This window comes from Apibacter muscae (assembly GCF_007845595.1).
Classification (GTDB): domain Bacteria; phylum Bacteroidota; class Bacteroidia; order Flavobacteriales; family Weeksellaceae; genus Apibacter; species Apibacter muscae.
In genome coordinates, this window is sequence record NZ_SELI01000023.1 from 261,921 (window position 1) to 284,824 (window position 22,904).

The following is a 22,904-nucleotide window of genomic DNA, read 5'->3' on the forward strand; positions in this document are numbered from 1 at the left end:
ATGGACTAGTCTCATATACTTTGAAAGAGATATTATACAATACTGGATACTTTTATCGTTTTATAAAAAACTATTTAATTGTTATGCTAAAAATAGATATTATTGATTCTCTATGCAAAATTGAAAAAAAGTACAATATTAAAATTTTATATTCCTGTGAATCGGGAAGTAGAGCTTGGGGATTTCCTTCTCCTTCCAGTGATTTTGATGTTAGATTTATTTATGTTAGAAATATCAAGGACTATTTATCCGTTGAGAATTTAGATTTACAGATTAATATTCCAATCAGTAATGATTTAGACTTGGTTGGCTGGGATTTAAAGAAAGTATTGCAATTAATAAAAAAATCTAATACTACTCCTTTTGAATGGTTACAATCTCCAATAATTTATACTGAAATAGAAGGTTTTCATCAACGTCTATTTAAATTATGTGAAAATTATTTTCACCAACGCTCCAATGTATTTCATTACATTGGTGTTGCTAAAAGTGCATTAAATAATTTAAATGGGAATACTATTAAAATTAAGAAGTTATTTTATATACTTCGACCACTTTTAGCAGCCATGTGGTGTTTGAAAAATAACCAGATTGCTCCCATGGAAATCAAAGATTTATTAATTAATATACCATTAAATATATCGTCTAAAATCATAGATTTAATTGAGTTTAAAAAAAATGTTGCTGAGGATTATCCTATAAATTTAGAGCAAGAATTGAAAGAATTTATATTTAAAAATTATGAGAATTGTTTAGTGATTGCTAATTCCTTGGAAATAAAATCTTTTTCATTAGAACCTTTGAATGAATTTTTCTCAACAGAACTAGATTTATATAAAATATAGAGAATAATGACTATACAGGATTTAAAAAATCAAAATCTTATTTTATTTGAAGTTATTAGTGGAAGTAAAGCATTTGGGCTTAGCACTCCTTCCTCAGATACTGACATTAAAGGAGTTTATTACTTACCCAAGGATAGATTTTTTAGTATGAATTATATACCACAAATTAGTAATGAAACGAACGATGAAGTTTATTTTGAATTAGGAAGATTTGTTGAACTGTTATTAAAAAATAATCCTAATACTCTTGAAATTTTAGCTTCCCCTGAGGATTGCATTCTATATAAAAATTCAGTTATGAGTAATTTAACTATTGAATTGTTTCTTTCTAAATTAGTTAAAGATACTTTTGCTGGTTATGCAATAAGCCAAATAAAAAAAGCACAAGGTTTTAAGAAGAAAATAGTAAATCCTATTGATAAACAAAGAAAATCTATTCTTGATTTTTGCTTTGTTCTTTATGGAAATAATTCCATTGAAATAAAGGAATGGTTACTAATAAATAATTTAAAGAAAGAATTATGTGGTTTAGTTAAAATTCCTAATACTATAGGTATTTACGCTATTTACTACGATTATTTGGAAATAAACAATTTTCGCGGAATTTTACAAAATGAATTATCTAATGAATTAAGTCTATCATCGATTCCTTCCAATTGCCCTGTTAAAGCATATCTTTACTTTAATAAAGATGGTTATTCCTCATATTGCAAAGAATATAAACTATATTGGGATTGGGTAAATAGTAGGAATATTGAACGTTTTAAAATGAATCAATCTCACGGAAAAAATTACGATTCAAAAAACATGATGCATACGATACGTTTACTTCAATCTGCAAAAAATATATTAAAAACTGGTACTTTAAATATTCGTAGTACAAATAGAGAAGAACTTTTGAATATAAAATATGGAAAGTGGTCTTATAAAGATCTAATGAGTTATGCCAATCAATTATTAAATGAAATTGAAATATTATATGAGAGAACTTCTTTGCCTAAGTTGCCTAATTATAGTTTAGCAGAAGATACTTTAATAAAAATGAGAGAAACGTTATATTAAAATTAAAAAAAACAAAAATTTTAAAATTTTCGTTTTTTTTAATTGTTCTGTTCTATTAGAATCATTTTGCTATACGAATCAATTTTTCATTCACAAATTCATAAATACCTAATTCAGACAATTCTTTTCCATAGCCTGATTGTTTGGTACCTCCAAAAGGAAGTTCAGGGGATGTCCCTGTTAATTCATTGATAAAAACCATACCGGTATCAATTTTTCGGGCAACTTCTACAGCATGATTGATATCTTTAGAAAATATGGTTGCACCTAATCCAAATTCAGTGTCATTGGCTAGTTCTATTGCCTCAGCTTCATTCTTTACAGCATATATACATAATACAGGACCAAAAATTTCATCAGTATAGGCTAGCATACCTTTCTTAATCCCTATGAGTATGGTTGGTTCCATATATGCCCCCTCTCCCTTTATTTTTTTGCCACCAAAAACCAATTTAGCTCCTTGCGAAACTGTCTTTTCCACTTGACTAATTACTTCTTCTAAAGCTTTTTGGCTACTTAATGGTGCTAAATTTGTATTTGGGTCTAAGGGATCTCCAACTGTAACCCTTTCATAAATCTCCTTGGATTTTTGAATAAACTGATCAGCAAAAGATTCCATAACAATAATTCTTTTAGGCGATACGCAAACTTGACCTGCATTCCACAATCTACCGTAGGCGGCAACTTCAACCGCAGAATCAATATCTGCATCTTCTAAAACAATAAAAGGATCACTTCCCCCTAACTCTAAAGTAGATTTCTTAATATTTTTTCCTGCAACGCTTGCTAAGCTAGCACCTGCGGGTTCGCTACCGGTTAATGCTACACCTTTAATTCTATTATCAGCGGCAAGATTAGAAACTTTACTACCGGGTATAAATAGATTTGTATATACACCCTTTGGCAATCCAGCATCAAGAAATAGTTTTTCCATCATTTCTGCACATTGGGGTACGTTGGAAGCATGTTTCATAACCATTGTATTACCTGCCATTATATTTGGTGCAGAGGAACGCACAAGTTGATAAAAGGGGAAATTCCAAGGCTGTACACTTAGTATTACTCCTATAGGCTCATAGCAAATGAATGCTTTTCCTTGAGGTGTGTCTATGGGTTTATCTGCTAAAAATTCCTTGGACTTATCGGCATAATAATCCAATATGTTGGCACATAATTCAACCTCTGCAATTCCTTCTTCTAGAATTTTACCCATTTCTTTGGCGCAAAGCTTTGCAAGGTCCTCTTTTTTTTCTCTCATTAAAGAAGCTGTAGTATGAATAATTTCAGCTCTATCTTCAAAACTTGTAATTTTCCATTGTTGAAATGCATAAACTGCCTTATCTAAAATTTGGTTAATTTGTTCTTCAGACATTTCTTGAAATTCCTTTTCAATTTTACCTGTGGCTGGATTGACTGTTTTAATACTAGATGTTTTCATAACTAATAAGAATTTAATTTTAAAACAATTAAAAGTGAAAGATTTTTTTTAAAGTTTTAAATATTCTACTTATTAATTAGCAAATTTTATTCCTTTTTTAAATAAAATATCAAAAATAAAATAGTTTTATATATTGTATTGAAATAAGAATTTGCTTAATTGTATAAGAATTATCCTACGAGGATTTTTAAAGCTTTAGGAATAATATTAATTTTTAATGAAGAAGAATTTAAAGATAAATATTCACCGTCTATCTGCATAACATTGGAAGAAGTATTCAATTCTAATTCTTTTACTTTCAATTGAATGCGATTTTTACCTAAATCTAAATGAAGAAGATAACCAATACCAATCCATAAAAATGCAAGCCAATTGGATTTTTTTACTATATTAACATCGAGCCAACCATCTTTCAATGAAGCTTTAGGACAAATAGAAAAATTATAACCCATACAATTACTATTGGATATATTGAGCATCATAATTTCTCCAGAATATTGATGGTTGGGTGGTTTGATAGTAGCAATTACAGGCTTAAAGTTTCTAATACTAAGTACTATTGATTTTAAGTACCCTATTAGCTTCCTTGTCTTTTGATTAGAATAATTTCCAATGGTTTCAGCATCAAAACCAATACCTGTATTACTAAAGAAATAATTTTCATTTACTTTACCTACATCTATCGTTTCAATATATTTTTTTGAATTCAAAATTAAATCCAAAGCCTTGGTATAAGACAATGGAATCTTTAAATGTCTAGCTAATCCATTTCCTGAGCCTATAGGTACAATGGCTAAGGGAATATGGCTTCCAACCAAAGCAGAGGCAACCTCATTTAAAGTTCCATCTCCACCACAACTAACCACACAACTAGCATTATTTTCTATTGCTAGCTTGGTAAATGCATGAGCATCCCCCTTCTGCGTAGTTACATGTATATGGGATATGTAATCTAAAAATTTATTTTTTATATATTCTACTATTAGTTTACCTTTTCCTCCTCCAGAAATTGGATTTACAATAAAATAAATTATTTTATTTTGATTTATCAAACTATACGATCAGTTTAAACAATAAGAATATTAAACAGCTAAAGATTTAAAACTTTTAATCGTTTCTAAAGGGTTCTCGGAATTAAAAATAGCACTCCCTGCGACTAAAACATCCGCCCCCGTATCAGCCAATTTTTTTATATTATTAGTATTCACTCCACCATCCACTTGAATCCGTGCAGATGAATTTTTTTGAATAATTAAATCTTTAGTATTCGCGATCTTTTTATACGTATTTTCAATAAATTTTTGACCTCCAAATCCTGGATTCACACTCATTATTAGAACCAAATCCAGCTCTTCAATTATATCATCCAATAAATGAATGTTTGAATGTGGGTTTAGGGCAACTCCAGCTTTTAATCCTTCTGATTTTATAGCTTGTATAGTTCGATTAAGATGTAAACAAGCTTCATAATGCACAGTTAAAGAGTCTGCTCCTAGTTTTTTAAAAGTTTGTATATATTCATCGGCATGAGCAATCATCAAATGAACATCTTTAAACTTTGTAGCTTTTTTATTTAAGGCTTCTAAAATAGGAAACCCAAAGGATATATTAGGTACAAATACACCATCCATAATGTCGACATGAAACCAATCAGCTTCACTTTGATTAATCATTTCAATATCTTTATTCAAATTTCCAAAATCTGCGGAAAGTATGGATGGAGCTAGTAGTATCATATTTACAGTAATTTATTCAAGTCATACAAATTTATTAAAATATTATCAATTATTAAAGTTTATAAAAAACTATTATAGCTTATAAAAAACAGTTCCGAGGATTATTAAGTTACTTTTTCATACTTAATTTTTTGCAAAAGATTCATCTCTTGTTTTAGTGCGAAGAAGATAGAATCCAAGTAACAATCCCATCGTAAACAAAAGTATTACATAATAGGCCGGTGCCTTATGACTTACCAGATTAGTTAATAAAGATAGTAACAAGGGAGTTAATCCTCCGGCTATTGCATATGCCATATTAAAAGAAAAAGATACACCGGAATATCTAATATTGGCTGGAAAACTTTTAACCATATAATGAGCAAATGATCCTACAATTCCTACTCCAAAGCCAGCCAATCCATAGGTAATAAAAAGGATTTCCGGATGTGTTACCAAAGAGGTATAGAAAAATATGGTGGTTAAAATACAAAGTATACATCCAATAATTAAAGTTTTGGAAAAGCCTATTTTATCAGATAGCATTCCAAAGACCACACAACCAATGCCATTCATTAATATAGCTACGCTATTGGCTTCTTGCGATTTTAAAATTGTATAGCTATAAACATTATGTAAATAACTAGGTGCTAATAAAATTATAACCATAATTCCCGCAGATAAAACCCAAGTAAGTAACATACAGATAATCACTGAATGTTTATGCTTAGAAACTACAATTTTAACGGGTATATCCTTATCCAGTTTTTTCCTTTTTTCCATTTCAGAAAAAATGGGTGTTTCTTTTAGCCATCTTCTTAAGAACATGGAAATTAAACCAAAAACACCTCCAATAATGAACGCTAATCTCCAACCTATAATTAAAATTTGAGTTTCTGAATAATTTCTATTTATTAAGGTAGCAATGATTGACCCCAATAAAATGCCTGTAACTAATCCTCCCGTTAAAATCCCGCAAGCCAATCCTATCCTCTTTTCAGGGACGTGTTCAGAGACAAAGACCCATGCACCTGGAATTTCACCGCCAACCGCTGCACCTTGGCAAATTCTCATAAATAACAATAGTAGTGGTGCAAAAATTCCTATGGTTTGATAAGTGGGTAATAAACCGATGAATAAAGTTGGTAAAGACATGAGTAGAATACTAAAGGCAAACATTTTTTTTCTACCCAATCGATCTCCAAAATGTGCCATAATTATACCACCAAAAGGTCTTGCTAAATAACCAGCAGCAAAAATGCCAAATGTTTGTACTTGTGATAGCCATTGTGGAATATCTGATGGAAAAAATAGGGTTTCAATAGCTTTTGAAAAAAATACATATATAATAAAATCATAGAATTCTAAAGCACCACCTAAGGCTGATAACCCCAAAATTTTATAATCTTGTGTAGATAATTTTCTAACTGAATTGGATTTAATTTCTTGCATAAACTTTAAGTTCAATAATAAATTAGCAAGCAAAAGTAATTATTATTCTATTCTAAATAAAATTACTACTATACTTATTAATTATATTTAAACTCAACAGTTTTTTTTCATATATTTTATAACTAAATGATATATTTATATTAAATGAGGATCTGTTTTATATCAAAAATATTTTAAAATCTTTACATTATACTGTTTAAAAAGTACTTATAAAATATAGAAAAATAGGAAAAAAAAATATTTTTATTTATCTTCGAACGGAAATTTTAAATCTTTTAATGAAAATTGATGCCTTATTTGCATTGTTAAATATATATATTTTAAATTTATAAGCTTGAATTTCATCTACCTTTGTTAATGAATTATGGAAGAAAAAATTGAAAAAATCTTAAGTTCTAACGAAGAACGAAATTTTTTATTGAGTTTACTACGAGTGGGTCGTAAAGACTTTGACAATTCAATTGAGTTTATAGATTTTCTTACCGAAACTATTAAAAATAACCCTATCATTAAAGAAAAATTTAATGAACGGTTAAAACCTATCTTTAGAGGTATAAGGATGCAAAGGTTTATCACTGATTTTGGTATTTTTTCTGATGATAAAATAATTCCTCTTCTTTTTAGAGAGCTAGGAAATAAAATTTTACCTCAAATTTCTGACGACCAAACACTTTTATCATTAACCAATGAGGTTCTATACTCTCGTGAAAATCATAACTTTGTTAAATTAATCCCTGTTGATCGGTGGGCAAATTTTTACGAAGCTTTATTCAACAATGATAATTTAATTTGCAACCGGGAATATGTAAAAAAACAAATTCGTGAAGGGGCTTTAATTCTTATTGATAGAATTGTCGGAGGGGCTGCTGATACTGAAATTTTTAAAATGGGTACGATTAAAAGTATTGAAGAAAATCCATTTCAAAAATTAGATCGGAATCTTATTAAAATTCTGCAAGATCATGATATTATTGACATTGAAAAAGTAGAAGGAATTATAAGACAAATACAAGTCTGCTCTGTTTATTTAGATTCTATTATCGATCAAAAAGAAGTTAAAGGTATTTCTCTAAAAATAACCATTAAAATAACTCTACTTAAGCAACAACTGGAAAGAATCAAAATTTTAGTAAATGCCTTACATTTACTAGATGATTCTACAATTTCTTGTGCTATGGCTAATATTACCAAAAATTGGCTAGGGTTTTATTCTACCAAAAGCAAAGTAAGTAATACATTCCAAAGCACACTTTATGTAGTTGCTTCATTAATTACTTGGCACAATAAACAAACGGGAGAAAAATACATAACCACTACTACTAAAGAATATATGAAAATGCTATATTCTGCAATGGGTGGTGGTTTATTAGTAGCTATATTATGTTTTATTAAGACACAAATGGGTATGGGAATACATACCCCATTTTTTCAAGCTTTGCTGTATAGCTTAAATTATGCTTGGGGTTTTACCGCTATTTATCTAATGCATTGGTCTTTAGCTACAAAACAACCCGCTATGACGGCGGCTGCACTGGCACATGCCCTTAGTCAAGACGAAAAATCTGATTCTGACTATAAAGAGTTTGGTATTATATTTTCTCGTTTATTTAGAAGTCAATTTATAGCATTTATTGGTAATGTACTAGCTGTATTTGTCGTGGCAATAATTCTTTTTTATGCTTTGTCTTTCTTTACTAATTTAGAATTAATTAACAATCATAAAGCGAATGATGCCATCAACGAATTAGTAAATTTAGATCCTAAAATATTTTGGTTTGCAGCAATTGCAGGATTATTTTTATTTTTATCAGGATTAGTAACCGGAATAACAGATAATTATACTCGTTATAATAATATTCCTGAGAGGCTTTATAATCATCCGTTATTAAAAAGATTTGTTAAAGAAACCAGGAGAAGAAAATGGTCCAATTGGTACAAAAATAATATTGGCGGAATTTCCGGAAATGTAATTTTTGGTTTCTGTTTGGGAAGTTCATTCTTAATTGGTAATTTCTTAGGAATTCCATTTGATATTAGACACATTACTTTTTCTGCAGGAAATTACGCCATTGCTCTTGCTCATTTTAATTTTGAAATCACATGGCAAGATTTTATACTCGGTTGCATTGGCATTTTTGGTATTGGTGCATTAAATTTTTTGGTAAGTTTCTCTCTTTCCCTTTGGTTAGCTATGAAATCTGTAAATGTACCTACCCGAGAAATGGGTAAAATATTATATTCTGCGTTAAAATTGTTTCTTAAAAATCCTGTTCAATTCTTTATACCTATAAGAAGTAAGAAGAATAACTAGGGTTTCAATTACTATGGATGAAATGTGAGCTTTATTTTCAATGAGCTATCAAGGATTTTTAAATTGATTAAATAAGTATATTTGTTCTAGATATTCAATCTAAATATGCAAAAACTCTTATACATTTTCTGTTTAACTTATTTATTTACCTCTTGTGCTAGAATGAGTATGCCAGAGGGAGGACCTAAAGATATAAACCCACCCAAGTTTTTAGGATCTAATCCAAAGATGTTTGCTACCAATGTTGATGTAAACACTAAAGATTTAACTTTAGATTTTGATGAATATATGCTTGTGAAAGATGTTGATAAACAAGTGGTAGTATCGCCACCTCCACAAACATCTCCTGTGATAACTCCTACCTCTAGTGCTCAAAAAAAATTAACGGTTCGTTTTTCAGAACCTTTGGAGAAAAACACCACTTATACCATTAATTTTGGTTCAAGTATACAGGATAATAATGAGGGGAATCAACTAAAAAATTTTTCTTATATTTTTTCAACCGGCGATTATATTGATAGTCTTGAATTGTCAGGTAAAGTACAAAAAAGTCTAAATAAAGATTGGGATCCTTCAACAGTGATTGGGCTTTACAAAGTTGTAAAAGATAGTTTAGGGAATGATTCCATAAATCTTAAAAATAAACCTTACTATATTACAAAAATAGATTCTGCTGGGAATTTTAGCTTAAAAAATTTGCACGAAGGTAATTATCGTTTATTTGCTTTTACGGATCTGAATTCAAATTTAATTTTAGATACTAAAAATGAAGCCGCTGGTTTTTATCCAGAAATCATAAATCCTTTACTATCCTCTGAATATTCTATCACCCTATCTCCAATTAAACAAGCATATAGGGCTGAAAAAATTAGTCAAGAAGCTCAAGGTATAATAAAAATTAATTTTAAAGGTAATCCTAAAGATGTAACCATTCAACCTTTGGATTCAAATTTCCCTTCCTATGATATAGATCACAAGCCTTTTTCAGATAGTTTATACCTATACTTTAACAATAAAAAATTCATTAATAAAGAAAAAAAATTTAAACTGGAATTTTTAGTTGAATCAAGTAATATTAAAGATACATTATCCTTCATCTACGATAACAGTAAAGAAAGTCCTTTAAAATTAGCTCAAAACCATAAAGAGGTTACCCCTACACAATCTTTAACTTTAGAATCCAATAATTATATTAAAACTATTGATAATAATTTAATAAAAGTCTATAAAGATTCTGATACTTTAAATTTCATTGCTGTCATCGATTCTACAGATACAAAAAAAATTAATCTAAATTTCCCTGTTACTTATGATTCTAATTACAAAATTGAAATCAATAAGAATGCAATTGAAGATTTTTTAGGTCAGAAAAACGAAGATTCAATAGTCTATACATTGAAAACAAAAAAACAAAATGAATTGGGTAATTTAAATATAGAAATACAAAATAAACCTACTTCTAATTTTTTCTTCCAATTGCTAGATGATAAAGGAAAAATTATTGAAAACATTTATGGCAATAATGATTCTTTTAATTTTAAAAATTTGATTCCTGGAACTTATTCTATTAGAATTTTAGTGGATGAAAACAACAATGGTTTTTGGGATTTACTAGATCTTGAGAATCTTATTCCTGCTGAAAAATATTACCTTTATCCTAAAGCTATTGAAGTTAGACCTTATTGGGATCTAAATGAAACATGGGTATTATGAAAAAAAAAATACTAATTGCACTAGCGATTCTATTAGCTATACAATTGTTTCGGATTGATAAAACTAATAAACCCATAAATAAAAACCTAGATTATGTTTCACTTACTTATGCACCAAAAAATATTGAGAAAATTTTAGAAAAATCTTGTTATAATTGTCATTCAAACCAAACGATTTATCCTTGGTATGCAAATGTAGCTCCTATCTCGTGGTTGGTAAAAAGCCATATAAATGAAGGAAAAAAATTTCTTAATTTTTCAGAATATGGTTTATATAATGTATATCAAAAAGATCATATCAATAAAGGGTTGTATGAAGTGATTAAAAACGGGCGTATGCCATTGTCTAGCTATTTATTTTTACATCAAGAAGACAACTTATCAAAAGAACAAAGACAAGAATTACTAAACTGGTTTAGTATTATTTTAAATCAATAAAATTCTATAAAATAGACTGAATGCATTCACTTAAAAAAAATGATAAAATTTTAATTGTAGCTCCTGCCGGAGCAGTAACTAAGGAACATATACAACCGGCAATTAAAATAATTGAAGATCATGGTTGGAAATATGAAATTGGAAAAAATACTTTTAACAGTTACTCTTTCGGTTATAATTATTCAGGAAAACCTAAAGAAAGATTAAATGATTTACAATGGGCTTTGGATCATCCCGAAGCTAAAGCCATTTGGTTTGCCAGAGGGGGGTATGGAGCTGTACAAATTGTAGATCTACTTAATTTAAATAAATTTATAAAACATCCCAAATGGTTGATAGGTTATTCTGATAATACTGTATTTCATCAACATTTCAATAGACGTGGATTTCCAACTCTACACGCTACTGTATGCAAACCTTTAGCAGATGGTCATTCTGATGAGACTTTTACTTCTTTAATCAATGCTTTACAAAAAAATAAATTAAACTATTCTTTTAATGTTCATCCATTAAATAAAGGCAATTCATTGGAAGGGACAGTCACAGGCGGTAATTTATCCATATTGTATAGTTTAATTGGTAGTAATTCTTTAGATCTTTTCGATGATAAAATTTTATTTATTGAAGATTGGTATGAGAATTTTTACCATATAGATAGGATATTAATAAGTTTAAAAAGAGCAGGTGTCTTAAACAAAGTTAAAGGATTCTTAATTGGTGGATTTACAAGAATGGATAGCAAAGAGGACAATATAAATTATAATAATCCTTTTGATAATGAAGCATATCTTGTGATTGATGAACGGCTTAAAAGTTTTGACGTGCCAAAAATATATGGGTTTCCAGCAGGTCATATTCACGACTGTAGAGCAATAATTATGAATGGTAAAATTTCAATTAAAATTGAAAATAATAAAATTTTATTTAGCAATAGTATTTCCTAACCCAGTCAATTAGTTAGAAAACACTATTTTTTTCTTGGCAATATAATTTATTACAGATACTAGTAAAATTGCAACGGCTTTGCAGAATACAATATCTCCCACTGTAATTATATGAAAAATATTAATGGGTTCATGTATAAATGAATGAAAGAATGCAAATACCCCCCAACTCATAAGCATAGTTATAATGGATAATATTAAAAATAGGGCAAATTCTTTTCTTTTTGAATGTTTCCCTCTTTCAAAAACATAACGAATACTAAAAAAATAATTGCTCATAATACCACCAGCCGTTGAAATTATATTTGATAATGGATAAGCATGAGCCTTATTTTCAAATGAAAATAAACTTGGTAGCATTTGTGGTAAACTTAAAATTTTCATTAAGCTTATCTCTATTATCGCACTTATGAAACCAGCAATAAAGAACAAAATTATTTGTTTTTTGTGTTTTTTTATAGCAGTTATCATTTATATTAAATCTTAAAAATATAGCAACAAAAATAGGCTATTTTTTTTATAATCTTTATTTTTGAAACTAAATTTTATACTAAATAATAATATGGACAAAACAAAATATATTAAAAATATAACTTCAGATATTAACAATTATACTCCAAAAGAATTGGGGTATTATTTCCCTGCTGAATTTTACCCTCATAAAGCTACTTGGTTATCTTGGCCGCATAGAGAATCTTCTTGGCCTGGAAAAATTGTTAAAATCTATCAGCCCTATTCAAAATTTATAGCAGAAGTTTCTAAAGGTGAATTAGTAAATATAAATGTTGTAAATCTTGAGATGAAAGACTTTGCTTTAAAATATTTAAAGCAAACTGATGCAAATTTTGAACACATCAATTTTTATATTCATCCTACAAATGATGCGTGGTGTAGAGATCATGGTCCAGCTTTTTTAATTAATCCTTTAGCTAAAGATTATAAAAAGGTAATTGTAAATTGGGAGTTTAATGCTTGGGGAAGTAAATATCCCCCATTCGATTTGGATAATCGCATACCTTTATTAATTGCTAATGAACTTAAATTACCTGTATTTAATCCAAAAATAATTATGGAGGGTGGATCTGTTGATTTTAATGGTAAAGGAACGGTTATAACTTCAAAATCTTGCTTATTAAATAAAAACAGAAATCCGAATTTATCACAAGAACAAATAGAAAATTACTTAATGGATTTCTATGGAGTAGAACAAGTTTTATGGGTAAATGATGGAATTGTTGGTGATGATACGGATGGACACATCGACGATACTGTACGATTTGTGAATGAGGATACTGTGCTAACAGTAACTGAAACAGATCCGAATGACGAAAATTATGAGCTTTTACAAACCAATCTGGAACAATTAAAAAATATGAAGTTAATAGGTGGTAAACCTTTAAATGTAATTGAACTTCCTATGCCTAAACCAGTGATATATGATGGAATTCGTTTACCTGCTTCTTATGCCAACTTTTATATAGCTAACGAAGTTGTTATTGTACCTATATTTAATTGTGATAATGATGAAATTGCATTAAATATAATTCAAAAATGTTTTAAAGATAGAAAAGTGATTGGAATTGATTCTACTGAAATAGTTTGGGGATTAGGTAGTTTTCATTGTTTAAGTCAACAAGAACCAGCAATTTAATTTAAATATCATATAAAAAAATAGGTTAATTCTATGAATTAACCTCTCTTTAATTTAATAATATTGATATTCAAGTATAGATATATAATATTTATAGTTTTCTTCCTCCACAAGTTTTACTGATGACAGTCTAGAATTTTTACCTCGAACCACTTCCTTGACATCTCTATTTAATCTATAAAAAGGATACTCTTTCTCCTTAACTATTTTAAAACAGTTCTTACTAAGAAGTAAGTCTTGTGTCTCATTGTATTCATAATTGCAACCTGTCTCTTTATTTTTTAAGTATCCTGTATTCAAATTATCTCTATTCTCAAAAAAATATTCGGTAACCATTTCCTCATTGCCTTCTTTATCTTTATAATATTCTTTTACTAAATTACCATCATAGTCATAATCATAGTAAATAGACTCATTAAAATTATTATTCTGATAAATATCTTTCTGTGTTATATTTTGGTTGCTATCATAAGTAAAAAAAGTTTCTTCCGTTGTTCCAGCCGTATAATCTAACTTAACGGTTTTTAAAGGAAGTCCATTAAAATCATAATAAAAATAGGTATCGTTTGCCCCATCAACATGCTCAACCAATAGATCTTTATTAAAATAGTTTACAAATTTATCTTTATTAATCATACAATCTTGTTGAAAGGTTGCAATCCCTTTTTTATTGTATTCAGTATATACACATTTACTACCGCCTAAAGTATCTTGTTTCATATATTTCATACTTTTTAAGAGATTTTCCCCATATGTTGAATTGCTTGAAGTTTCTAATGGCAATACTTGGCTGTAAGATTTCAAATTCAAATCATGATAGGCTACTTTTCCTCTATAGAGATCAATCATAGCCACATTATCCAATTCTAAATCATTCAATTCTACTAGTTTATTATCAACAAGAGGTTCGTACCAGTTTTGACTAAAAAAGTAATCAGCCACTGATGGTTCTGAAAATCTATACCCATATCTAGCATAAATTTCGTTTCTCATAATTTCCAATTCCTTGGGTTTTTTATTCCTTAAATCTTCATCACCCAATCTAGTAAAGCCTGTTTGTGGATATTTTCCTGGAAATTCTTCCGGGGTAATTTCTACCTCATCATCGTTAATTCTACAATTGGTATTTCCAAACTTATCTTTAGAGCACACCATAAGTTTGATAGGAATTTCATTGATATTTTCATAATTAGTTCCTTTTTCTTTTAGTAATATGTAAGATGCTTTTAGCTGATCTGAAATAAAATTATTCCCATCAATTGTAATATTGGTAAGTTTTTCAACTTTTCTATGTAAATCTCCACCTTTTTTACTATTAAAATCTAGAATTACAAATTCACTAATACTTTGGGCATAAGTTTTACCCTCTAAATTCATAATTTTAATAAAATGGCTTTTATTATCGTTTCTAAAATGAAAAATATGATTGACTTTTTTTGCTCTATCCCCCACCTCTTCATTAACTAAGGAAGGATCTACTTTAGCCCCACTTTTAAAATAATTTTTAGTTCCTTGAGAATTCCCAATCAAAGAAATTAAAATAAATGTATAGCATAGTATGCTTTTCATAATTGCAATTTTTTAGCAAAGATACTAATACTTAAACAATATAATTAAGAATGTTTTTATACAAATTACTAGTTTCCGGACATAGATGTGCCATCATCATTTTTTAAAAATGCAAAGGTGAATGCCGATAAAATAGTTATAATTCCTAACGTTAAAAATGTTAATTTAAAAGCTGTAATTACATGGTTGTTTTCAAATATTTCGTAGCTGTTAAAAAGCATCGCACTTAAAGAAATACCAAAGCTCATAGACAGTTGCTGCGTCACAGAAAACATGGTATTCCCTCCACTAGCATCCTTAGGGGTTAAATCAGCAAGTGATATACTATTCATTGCAGACATTTGTATAGAGTTAAACGCTCCATATGCAATTAGAATTGGGATTAACCAAACCAATGGAGTATTTTCATTGGGAAACATAAATAAGGTTATAGCCACTCCTAAAATAATCGTGTTATAAATCAATAGTTTTTTATAACCAAAATGTTTGATTAATGGAATAGCAGATGATTTGGCCAATATAGTAGCAACAGCTGAAAATATAAGCATTGCTCCTGAAATTACAGAGTTTTTTCCAAATCCTACTTGTAGCAATAAGGGAAGCATTAAAGGAATCCCTCCTACCCCTAATCTTGTAATTATATTACCTATAATTCCTATACGTAAGGTTCTAATTTTAAATAATTTTAAATTGATTAAGGGTTTAGACACTTTTTGTGAATATACTATATATAAAACAATAAGTATGATACCAACAAATAAAACAAGAAATACAGTATTTAATGATATTATTCTATTCCCGGCAAACTCTAAGCTTAATGATATTAACACCAATCCTAAACTTAGTAGTAAGAAACCTATAAAATCAAATTTTCCTTCCGTTCTTTTATAATTAGGTATGAATTTCCAAGCAAGAATCATCCCTGCCACTCCAATTGGTATATTTATTAAAAAAATCCAATGCCAACTGGCAACATGCACCAACCAACCTCCTAAGGTAGGTCCTATAACTGGTCCTATTAATCCTGGAATTGTTATAAAATTTATAACTTTTAAAAGCTTATCTTTGGGATAGGTGTACAACAAAGCAAGTCTTGATACGGGTACCATCATTGAACCTCCAATGGCTTGAAGTATTCTCATATAAACCAAGGCTTCCAAACTGGTACAAAATACACAAGCCAATGACCCTAGGGTGAAAATTCCTACGGCAAATGTAAAAATATTTCTAGAACCAAATTTATCTGATAGCCAACCGCTTAAGGGGATTAATAAAGCTAGGGTTAATACATAAGCAATGATAATGGGTTGCATTTTTAGCGGCGATTTATTTAAATCATGCGCTATGGATGGTAAAGCAGTATTCAGTATAGTCCCATCCAACGATTGCATAAAAAATGCAATAGCAGCTACCCAAGGCAACCATTTTGATACTTTGATCTCCTCTTCCATAAATTTCTCTTAAAATTGTAAGTGATGTATTTTTGTAAACGTCAAAATTAAAGCTATTTTTTCAATTCATTTAAATATTTAGAATTTTTATGAATGTATTCTGCTTTTGATTTATTAAAAAATTTTTTAGAATTTAAACTTAAAGCGTTATAAATTTAAATTGGTAAATTTGAATTTATCTTATATAGAATAAAATGTCTATTGAATTACAATTAAAAACTTTACCTAATCAGCCGGGCGTTTATCAATTTTTTGATGACAAAAAAGTAGTTATATATGTGGGTAAAGCAAAAAACCTAAAAAAAAGAGTTACATCTTATTTTTCTAAAGAACACACGGGAAAAACTAAAGTTTTAGTCTCAAAAATTCGAAATATAAAAACAACAATTGTTGATACTGAATACGATGCTTTGTTATTAGAAAATAATTTAATAAAAGAGTTCCAGCCTAGGTATAACATTCGTTTAAAAGATGACAAAACATATCCTTGGATTTGCATAAAAAATGAACCATTTCCTAGAGTTTTTTTAACCAGAAAACTTATTCACGACGGTTCTGAATACTATGGGCCTTACACCTCAGTAATTATTGCCAGAGCTTTATTGGAATTAGTGAAAAGTATTTACCCTTTACGAAGTTGTAGTTTAGATTTAAAGAAAGAAAAGATATTGCTTAATAAGTTTTCTGTATGTTTAGAGTTTCACATTCATAATTGTTTGGGACCTTGTGAAGATAAACAATCTAGCGAAGATTATTTAGAGAATATTCAAGGGGTGAAAAATATTATTAAAGGAAACATTTCAGAGCCTTTAGCATTATTAAAGAAAAAAATGTTTACGTATTCAAAAAAAATGGAATTTGAACAAGCCCAGAAAATTAAGGATAAATTAGACTTATTAGAAAAATATCAAGCAAAATCTACCATTATTTCACCTTCCATTTCAGATGTGGACGTTTTTGGTTTTACCAGTGATGAATCTGCCGCATATATTAACTATTTTAAAATTATCAAAGGAAGAATCATACAATCTTATACCACTGAGATAAGAAAATTATTAGACGAAACTCAAGAAGAATTATTAGAAAAAGCAATTATAGATATTCGCAAAAAATTTCAATCTATTTCTAAAGAGATTTTTGTCCCATTTAAAATTGATATTGAGATACCTTCAGTGAACTTCTATATACCTAAAATTGGCGATAAGAAAAAGATTTTAGATTTATCTGAAAAAAATGCTAAAGAATATCGCTTAGAAAAGATGAAACAAATAAAAATTATGGATCCTGAAAGACATTCAAATCGCATAATGTCTGAAATGAAACAATTGCTTCATCTTCCTAAGGAACCAAGATTAATTGAAGGTTTTGATAATTCAAATATTCAAGGTACAAATCCAGTATCTGCCTGTGTTGTTTTTAGAAATGGCAAACCAAGCAAAGGTGAATATAGAATATTTAATGTTAAAACCGTTGAAGGTCCTAACGATTTTGCTACTATGGAAGAAGTAATCTATCGTAGATATAAAAGACAGTTAGAAGAGGACAACGAACTCCCACAACTAATATTAATAGATGGGGGAAAAGGTCAGCTCAGTTCTGCCTATAAATCTTTAGAGTTACTAGGCTTAGCCGGTAAAATTCCTATCATAGGCATAGCTAAACGTTTAGAGGAAATCTATTTCCCCCATGACCCAGTACCGTTGTATTTAGACAAAACTTCAGAAACATTGAAAGTCTTGCAACAAGTAAGAGACGAAGCTCACCGATATGGAATTACCCGACATAGAAACAAAAGAAGCAAAAAAACCTTTACATCTGAGTTAGAAAATATAAATGGTATCGGTGAAAAATCCATACAACTATTACTTAATACATTTAAATCTGTGCAAAAAATAAAGGAAGCTCCCCTAGAAGAAATTGAATCTATTATTGGAAATAAAAGAGCATTAATAATTATGGATTATTTTAAAAAAGAAAGTTAGTCTATAGAATTATCCTAATACTACATAAAATATTAGCTCTTATATATCCTTAAAAAAAATTAATGATTATGGTGTAATCTTTGATGCAGTATAGAAAAGTTTATAAATTATGAAATTAGTTACTCTATCTAAAGTCGTTTTAGCTTCCACTTTAGTCTTAAGTTTGCAATCCTGTGATACACAAACTATATCTGTAAACAATAAAGGTGTAGGTGTAAACGCAATTAAACAATTGCTGACTTCTACAACCAATAAAAGTTTTTCAATTCTTGAAAATTCTGAATCTTTTTTAACAAATTCTTTGATTGATGCTGCAATGCCAAGCCAACTAAAACAAATTAACTCTACATTGGAAAATTTAGGCTTAAACTCACTTGTTGAAAAAGAAAAAAAATATATTGCCGATGCTGCTTCAACTTCAGCTACAGTAGCTAAGCCAATTATTGCTTCAGCTATTCAAGATATAACCTTAACCGATGCTATTTCTATAGTTAAAGGTGGAAAAGGGGCTGGAATTGAATATTTAAAAAACAAAACTCAAGATAAACTTATAGCAGCTATACAACCGAAAGTTGAGCAACAATTAAATGCTAACGGTGTTACTTCTCTAATTGAAAATGCTACCGGGAATAATTCAAAAATTCAAAATACTTTAAATTTAATCATTGGTAATAAAAACACTACTTCAGCTCAAACTTTGAAAAATTCTATCAGTAAATATGCATCTGAACAGATTGTTAATGGTATGTTTGATATAGCAAAAGACTACGAAGTTAACCAATCCAACATATCATCTAAAATCATCAATTCTGTTTTGAAAGGTAATTAAAACAAAATTATACTTGCTTAAACTTTAGATTATTTTTTTATAAAAAAGGAGATAAATAATTATCTCCTTTTTTTATCATTAAATAGAATTTTTATTTCCCTAAAAATTCTTTCATTTTTTCTAGCTCTTCTTTAGCTAAATATTCATCCACTAAAATTTTACCGCTATGCTCATCCAATATAATTTTCTTTCTGGATGCTATTTCCACTTGTTTTTGAGGTGGGACTGTAAAGAAAGAACCTACTACTGCTCCCCTATCAATACTTGTAATAGCTAACCCATTTTTAGAACTTTTTCTAATTTTACGATAACTATTTAATAATCTTTCATCAATTTTAGTTGATAATTCCTTAGATTTTTCAAGTAAGAAATTTTCTTCATTCTCCGTTTCTTTTATTAAATTGGATAACTCAGATTTTTTATGATTCAAATGATTATTTAGACTTGCTAATTTAGATTGTTGTTCTTCGATTTGATTTTTTTTGAAATCTATCTTAGCATTAATTTCTTTAATCTTTTTGTTCTGCAACTGAATTTCTAATTCTTGATACTCTATTTCTTTAGCTAATGCTTCAAACTCTCTATTATTTCTAACGTTTTCTTGTTGAGTTTTGTATTTTTTAATTTGAGATTCTGAATTCTTGTTCAATTCATTTTTAACCTTGATGTCATTTGATAAGTTAATAACCTCATCTTCAATTTTTTCAATCCTTTTTTCAAGACCAACAATTTCATTTTCTAAATCTTCAACTTCAATAGGTAACTCACCTCTTAAATTTTTTAATTCATCCAATCTAGAATCAATAATTTGTAAATCATACAAAGCTCTTAATTTATCTTCTACTGTAGTCGTATCTGCTTTTTTATTTGTAGCCATAGGATATCAATGTGTAATTATTTTAGTATTTTTAAGAATATTAAAATTGCTAATTTCATTCAAGGCTACAAAAATACTAAAATTTACTATATTTTTACTACTTAATTATTTACTTTTTTAATTCATTTTTTTTATAATAATTAAGTCTAAATACGAATTTTTGTATCCACTAAATGAATTATATGTTCAAAATCTTTGGATTGATCTACAAAATCTAACGAGTCTACATCAACAATTAATAGCTCTCCTTCCTTATATCCACCAATCCATTTTTCGTACTTGTCATTTAATCGATTTAAATAGTCTAAACTAATCGAAGATTCACATTCTCTCCCTCTTTTTTTTATTTGATTTACCAGTGTTGGAACAGAGGCTCTTAGATATATAAGTAAATCAGGAGCTTGCACATACTCTTTCATTAGAGTGAATAACGTTAAATAATTATTGTAATCACGCGTTTGCATTAAATTCATTTCATACAAATTAGAAGCAAAAATGTAAGCATCTTCATATATTGTTCGGTCTTGAACAAAGTTATTTTTACTTTTTCTTATCTCTTGGATTTGTTTAAATCTTAAACTTAAAAAATAGATTTGAAGATTAAATGACCATTGGGCCATATTGTAATAAAAATCATCCAAATAAGGATTATCTTCTGTGTCTTCAAAGTGAGCCAACCATTTATAATGATTCGCCATTAATTTGGTTAAAGTTGTTTTTCCAGCTCCTATATTTCCAGTAATTGCAATATGCATTATTATAATATCTAAGTATGTAAAGATACATAAATCGTTTTATTTTTTTAAGCTGGATGTTTTAAAATATCCTATAAAAAATTAAAATTTATTAATAGTTCGTAAATTGAAATACAAAAAAATATTGTTCCAATTTTAGAATTAGTATCTTTGCCGATTGCAATTTTTATATATGACAATTAAAGAACATTTTAAAGCTAATTCTAAATTAGCCATTCCTGTATTAATTACTCAACTAGGACAAGTATCTGTAAATTTTATTGATATTATTATCATTGCCGGACTTGGTGAAAAAGCGGTAGCTTCAGCTTCTCTAGCTACTAGTGTTTTTATTGTTTTTTTAGTATTTTTATTAGGATTTTCATTCTCGATGTCTCCTTTAATATCTTCTTCCGTGGCTAGAGGCAATAATGAAAGAGTAGGTAGAATTTTTACTCATGGTTTTACAATGAATGTGTTACTTGCATTAATTAGTATCGCAATATTAGAAATAGGTTCTCCTTTATTGTATTACACCAAACAAGACCCATCAGTTATTCCTGACGCCATTCGTTTTTTAAATATAAGTGCATATAGTTTATTACCATTAATGATCTTCCAGTCATATAGACAATTCTCAGAAGGTATATCCATGACTATTCTTGTTACCATTGCTACAATTATTTCAAACATAACTAATATAATTTTAAATTTTGGATTGATTTATGGCAAATGGGGTCTTCCTAATATGGGAGTAGAGGGTTCTGCAATGGCTACTTTAATTGCTAGAATATTAATGATGCTAATAATAATAACCGTATTGCATATAAATAAAAAATCAGCTTTTTATTTAAATATGATTCAATGGAAATCTTTAAAGGCTGTTTATTATAGAAAATTAATTTCCATTGGTCTTCCCTCCTCTTTACAATCTTTATTTGAAATTTGTTCTTTTGCTATATCAGCATTTATTGCAGGGGCTGGCATTAATAAATATTTAGATACCTCTGCCCATTCGGTAACTACTAATTTAGCTTCTATGACATTCCAAATTTGTATGGGCTTTGGAATAGCTGCTACTGTACGTGTGGCTGGTTTTTATGGTCTTAAGAATAGAATTGATTTAAGAAAAGCAGGTCTTACCAATTTGTATTTGGTAATCGCCTTTATGACATTTGCAGGTATTATATTTGTAACTTTCAGGAACTATATACCTCTAATCTACTTCAAAAAAGAACAGGTAGAAGTAATAAAATTAGCCTCTCATTTAATAATTATAGCTGCCATATTTCAAATTTTTGATGGCATTCAGGTTGTAATGCTTGGTGCATTAAGAGGAATGAGAGATGTTAAAATACCAACCATAATTTGTTTTATTGCTTACATTATTATTGCTATTCCTATTGGCTATTACTTATGTATAGAAAAAAAAATGGGTGCTTTTGGTATGTGGATAGGATTATGTTTGGGGCTAATATTTGCCTCCATACTTTTATTATTAAGATTCAATACATTAACTCGTAAAAATTCCGACTTTTGATTATTAAAAATTTTTAAATATTCATTCTTGATATGCTCTAGCGAAATTAAAACTTTAAACTTTCAAAAAATATGAAGTTTTTAAATTTTTAATTAAAATTCAGCTATTGGAAATTTAAAATACTAGGAATATTATTCAATTGTAATGAGATGATAGATTTAAAAACCTATTAGTAAATTTATATAATTAATGACACTTTTTATAGGATTAAAATCAAAAACTTTAAAGGCTTCCATGTTAAATAAATTAGGTAATAAGCTACATCAAAGATTAAATTTCAGGCAAGTAAATTTTTTAATTTATTTGTCCTGAATATTCCTAATAAAAGAAAAATTATTCCAAAAAGCACAAATT

19 protein-coding genes are annotated in these 22,904 nt (G+C 28.6%); 10 read left to right on the plus strand and 9 right to left on the minus strand.

The window, feature by feature from the left end; all coding sequences use genetic code 11:
* The first annotated feature begins 83 nt into the window (after positions 1–83).
* Together ETU10_RS09955 and ETU10_RS09960 are read left to right on the plus strand one after the other, a co-directional pair.
* On the plus strand, positions 84–845 hold the full coding sequence (locus ETU10_RS09955; protein ID WP_146311931.1) for a nucleotidyltransferase domain-containing protein: 762 nt from the start codon (positions 84–86) through the stop codon (positions 843–845).
* A 6-nt stretch (positions 846–851) separates the two neighbouring features.
* Positions 852–1,907, plus strand: a complete 1,056-nt coding sequence (locus ETU10_RS09960; RefSeq protein ID WP_146311933.1) for a DNA polymerase beta superfamily protein — start codon at positions 852–854, stop codon at positions 1,905–1,907.
* A 61-nt stretch (positions 1,908–1,968) separates the two neighbouring features.
* Here ETU10_RS09960 and ETU10_RS09965 read toward each other — a convergent pair whose 3' ends face one another.
* The 4 genes from ETU10_RS09965 to ETU10_RS09980 all read right to left on the minus strand — a co-directional run bounded on the left by ETU10_RS09965 (position 1,969) and on the right by ETU10_RS09980 (position 6,512).
* The gene (locus tag ETU10_RS09965; protein WP_146311935.1) at positions 1,969–3,345 is read right to left on the minus strand and encodes an NAD-dependent succinate-semialdehyde dehydrogenase; all 1,377 of its coding nucleotides are present in this window, start codon (positions 3,343–3,345) and stop codon (positions 1,969–1,971) included.
* 170 nt (positions 3,346–3,515) lie between these two features.
* Positions 3,516–4,397: a diacylglycerol/lipid kinase family protein gene (locus tag ETU10_RS09970; RefSeq protein WP_146311937.1), complete on the minus strand. Its 882-nt coding sequence runs from the start codon at positions 4,395–4,397 to the stop codon at positions 3,516–3,518.
* A 30-nt stretch (positions 4,398–4,427) separates the two neighbouring features.
* Positions 4,428–5,081, minus strand: coding sequence for a ribulose-phosphate 3-epimerase (gene rpe, locus ETU10_RS09975; RefSeq protein ID WP_146262896.1), 654 nt, complete (start codon positions 5,079–5,081; stop codon positions 4,428–4,430).
* Between the two features lie 123 nt (positions 5,082–5,204).
* Positions 5,205–6,512 (minus strand): MFS transporter, encoded by a 1,308-nt coding sequence (locus tag ETU10_RS09980; RefSeq protein ID WP_146311938.1) that lies wholly within the window; start codon positions 6,510–6,512, stop codon positions 5,205–5,207.
* A 364-nt stretch (positions 6,513–6,876) separates the two neighbouring features.
* On the opposite strand from ETU10_RS09980, the gene ETU10_RS09985 reads away from it, so the two are divergent.
* The 4 genes from ETU10_RS09985 (at position 6,877) to ETU10_RS10000 (ending at position 11,917) form a co-directional block, all read left to right on the plus strand.
* Complete coding sequence (locus ETU10_RS09985) at positions 6,877–8,823, plus strand: site-specific recombinase Gcr (protein WP_146311939.1); 1,947 nt, start codon at positions 6,877–6,879, stop codon at positions 8,821–8,823.
* Positions 8,824–8,985: 162 nt separating this feature from the next.
* Positions 8,986–10,536 (plus strand): Ig-like domain-containing protein, encoded by a 1,551-nt coding sequence (locus ETU10_RS09990; RefSeq protein ID WP_185145091.1) that lies wholly within the window; start codon positions 8,986–8,988, stop codon positions 10,534–10,536.
* Entirely contained in the window at positions 10,533–10,973 is a 441-nt protein-coding gene (locus ETU10_RS09995) for a heme-binding domain-containing protein (RefSeq protein WP_146311943.1), read from the plus strand. Before ETU10_RS09990 ends, ETU10_RS09995 begins: the two co-directional genes overlap by 4 nt.
* Positions 10,974–10,993: 20 nt before the next feature.
* Positions 10,994–11,917, plus strand: coding sequence for a S66 peptidase family protein (locus ETU10_RS10000; protein WP_146311945.1), 924 nt, complete (start codon positions 10,994–10,996; stop codon positions 11,915–11,917).
* A gap of 9 nt (positions 11,918–11,926) precedes the next feature.
* Here ETU10_RS10000 and ETU10_RS10005 read toward each other — a convergent pair whose 3' ends face one another.
* A complete protein-coding gene (locus tag ETU10_RS10005; RefSeq protein ID WP_246118459.1) occupies positions 11,927–12,301 on the minus strand; it encodes a GtrA family protein in 375 nt (124 codons plus the stop codon).
* Between the two features lie 178 nt (positions 12,302–12,479).
* On the opposite strand from ETU10_RS10005, the gene ETU10_RS10010 reads away from it, so the two are divergent.
* On the plus strand, positions 12,480–13,568 hold the full coding sequence (locus ETU10_RS10010; protein WP_146311949.1) for an agmatine deiminase family protein: 1,089 nt from the start codon (positions 12,480–12,482) through the stop codon (positions 13,566–13,568).
* 54 nt (positions 13,569–13,622) lie between these two features.
* Here the strand turns inward: ETU10_RS10010 and ETU10_RS10015 are convergent, their stop codons facing one another.
* Complete coding sequence (locus ETU10_RS10015; protein WP_146311951.1) at positions 13,623–15,137, minus strand: YARHG domain-containing protein; 1,515 nt, start codon at positions 15,135–15,137, stop codon at positions 13,623–13,625.
* 68 nt (positions 15,138–15,205) lie between these two features.
* A complete protein-coding gene (locus ETU10_RS10020) occupies positions 15,206–16,588 on the minus strand; it encodes a DHA2 family efflux MFS transporter permease subunit (protein ID WP_146311953.1) in 1,383 nt (460 codons plus the stop codon).
* 194 nt (positions 16,589–16,782) lie between these two features.
* Between ETU10_RS10020 and uvrC the strand changes: the two genes are divergently transcribed.
* Together uvrC and ETU10_RS10030 are read left to right on the plus strand one after the other, a co-directional pair.
* Entirely contained in the window at positions 16,783–18,570 is a 1,788-nt protein-coding gene (uvrC, locus tag ETU10_RS10025) for an excinuclease ABC subunit UvrC (RefSeq protein ID WP_146311956.1), read from the plus strand.
* 109 nt (positions 18,571–18,679) lie between these two features.
* On the plus strand, positions 18,680–19,399 hold the full coding sequence (locus ETU10_RS10030) for a DUF4197 family protein (protein WP_146311958.1): 720 nt from the start codon (positions 18,680–18,682) through the stop codon (positions 19,397–19,399).
* Positions 19,400–19,490: 91 nt separating this feature from the next.
* On the opposite strand, the gene ETU10_RS10035 is transcribed toward ETU10_RS10030, so the two are convergent.
* Positions 19,491–20,276 carry a zinc ribbon domain-containing protein gene (locus ETU10_RS10035; protein ID WP_146311959.1) on the minus strand — a complete coding sequence of 262 codons (786 nt, stop codon included), beginning with the start codon at positions 20,274–20,276 and terminating at the stop codon, positions 19,491–19,493.
* Between the two features lie 146 nt (positions 20,277–20,422).
* On the minus strand, positions 20,423–21,031 hold the full coding sequence (locus tag ETU10_RS10040) for a deoxynucleoside kinase (RefSeq protein ID WP_146311960.1): 609 nt from the start codon (positions 21,029–21,031) through the stop codon (positions 20,423–20,425).
* Between the two features lie 172 nt (positions 21,032–21,203).
* On the opposite strand from ETU10_RS10040, the gene ETU10_RS10045 reads away from it, so the two are divergent.
* Positions 21,204–22,550 (plus strand): MATE family efflux transporter, encoded by a 1,347-nt coding sequence (locus ETU10_RS10045; protein ID WP_146293554.1) that lies wholly within the window; start codon positions 21,204–21,206, stop codon positions 22,548–22,550.
* Positions 22,551–22,904 lie beyond the last annotated feature (354 nt).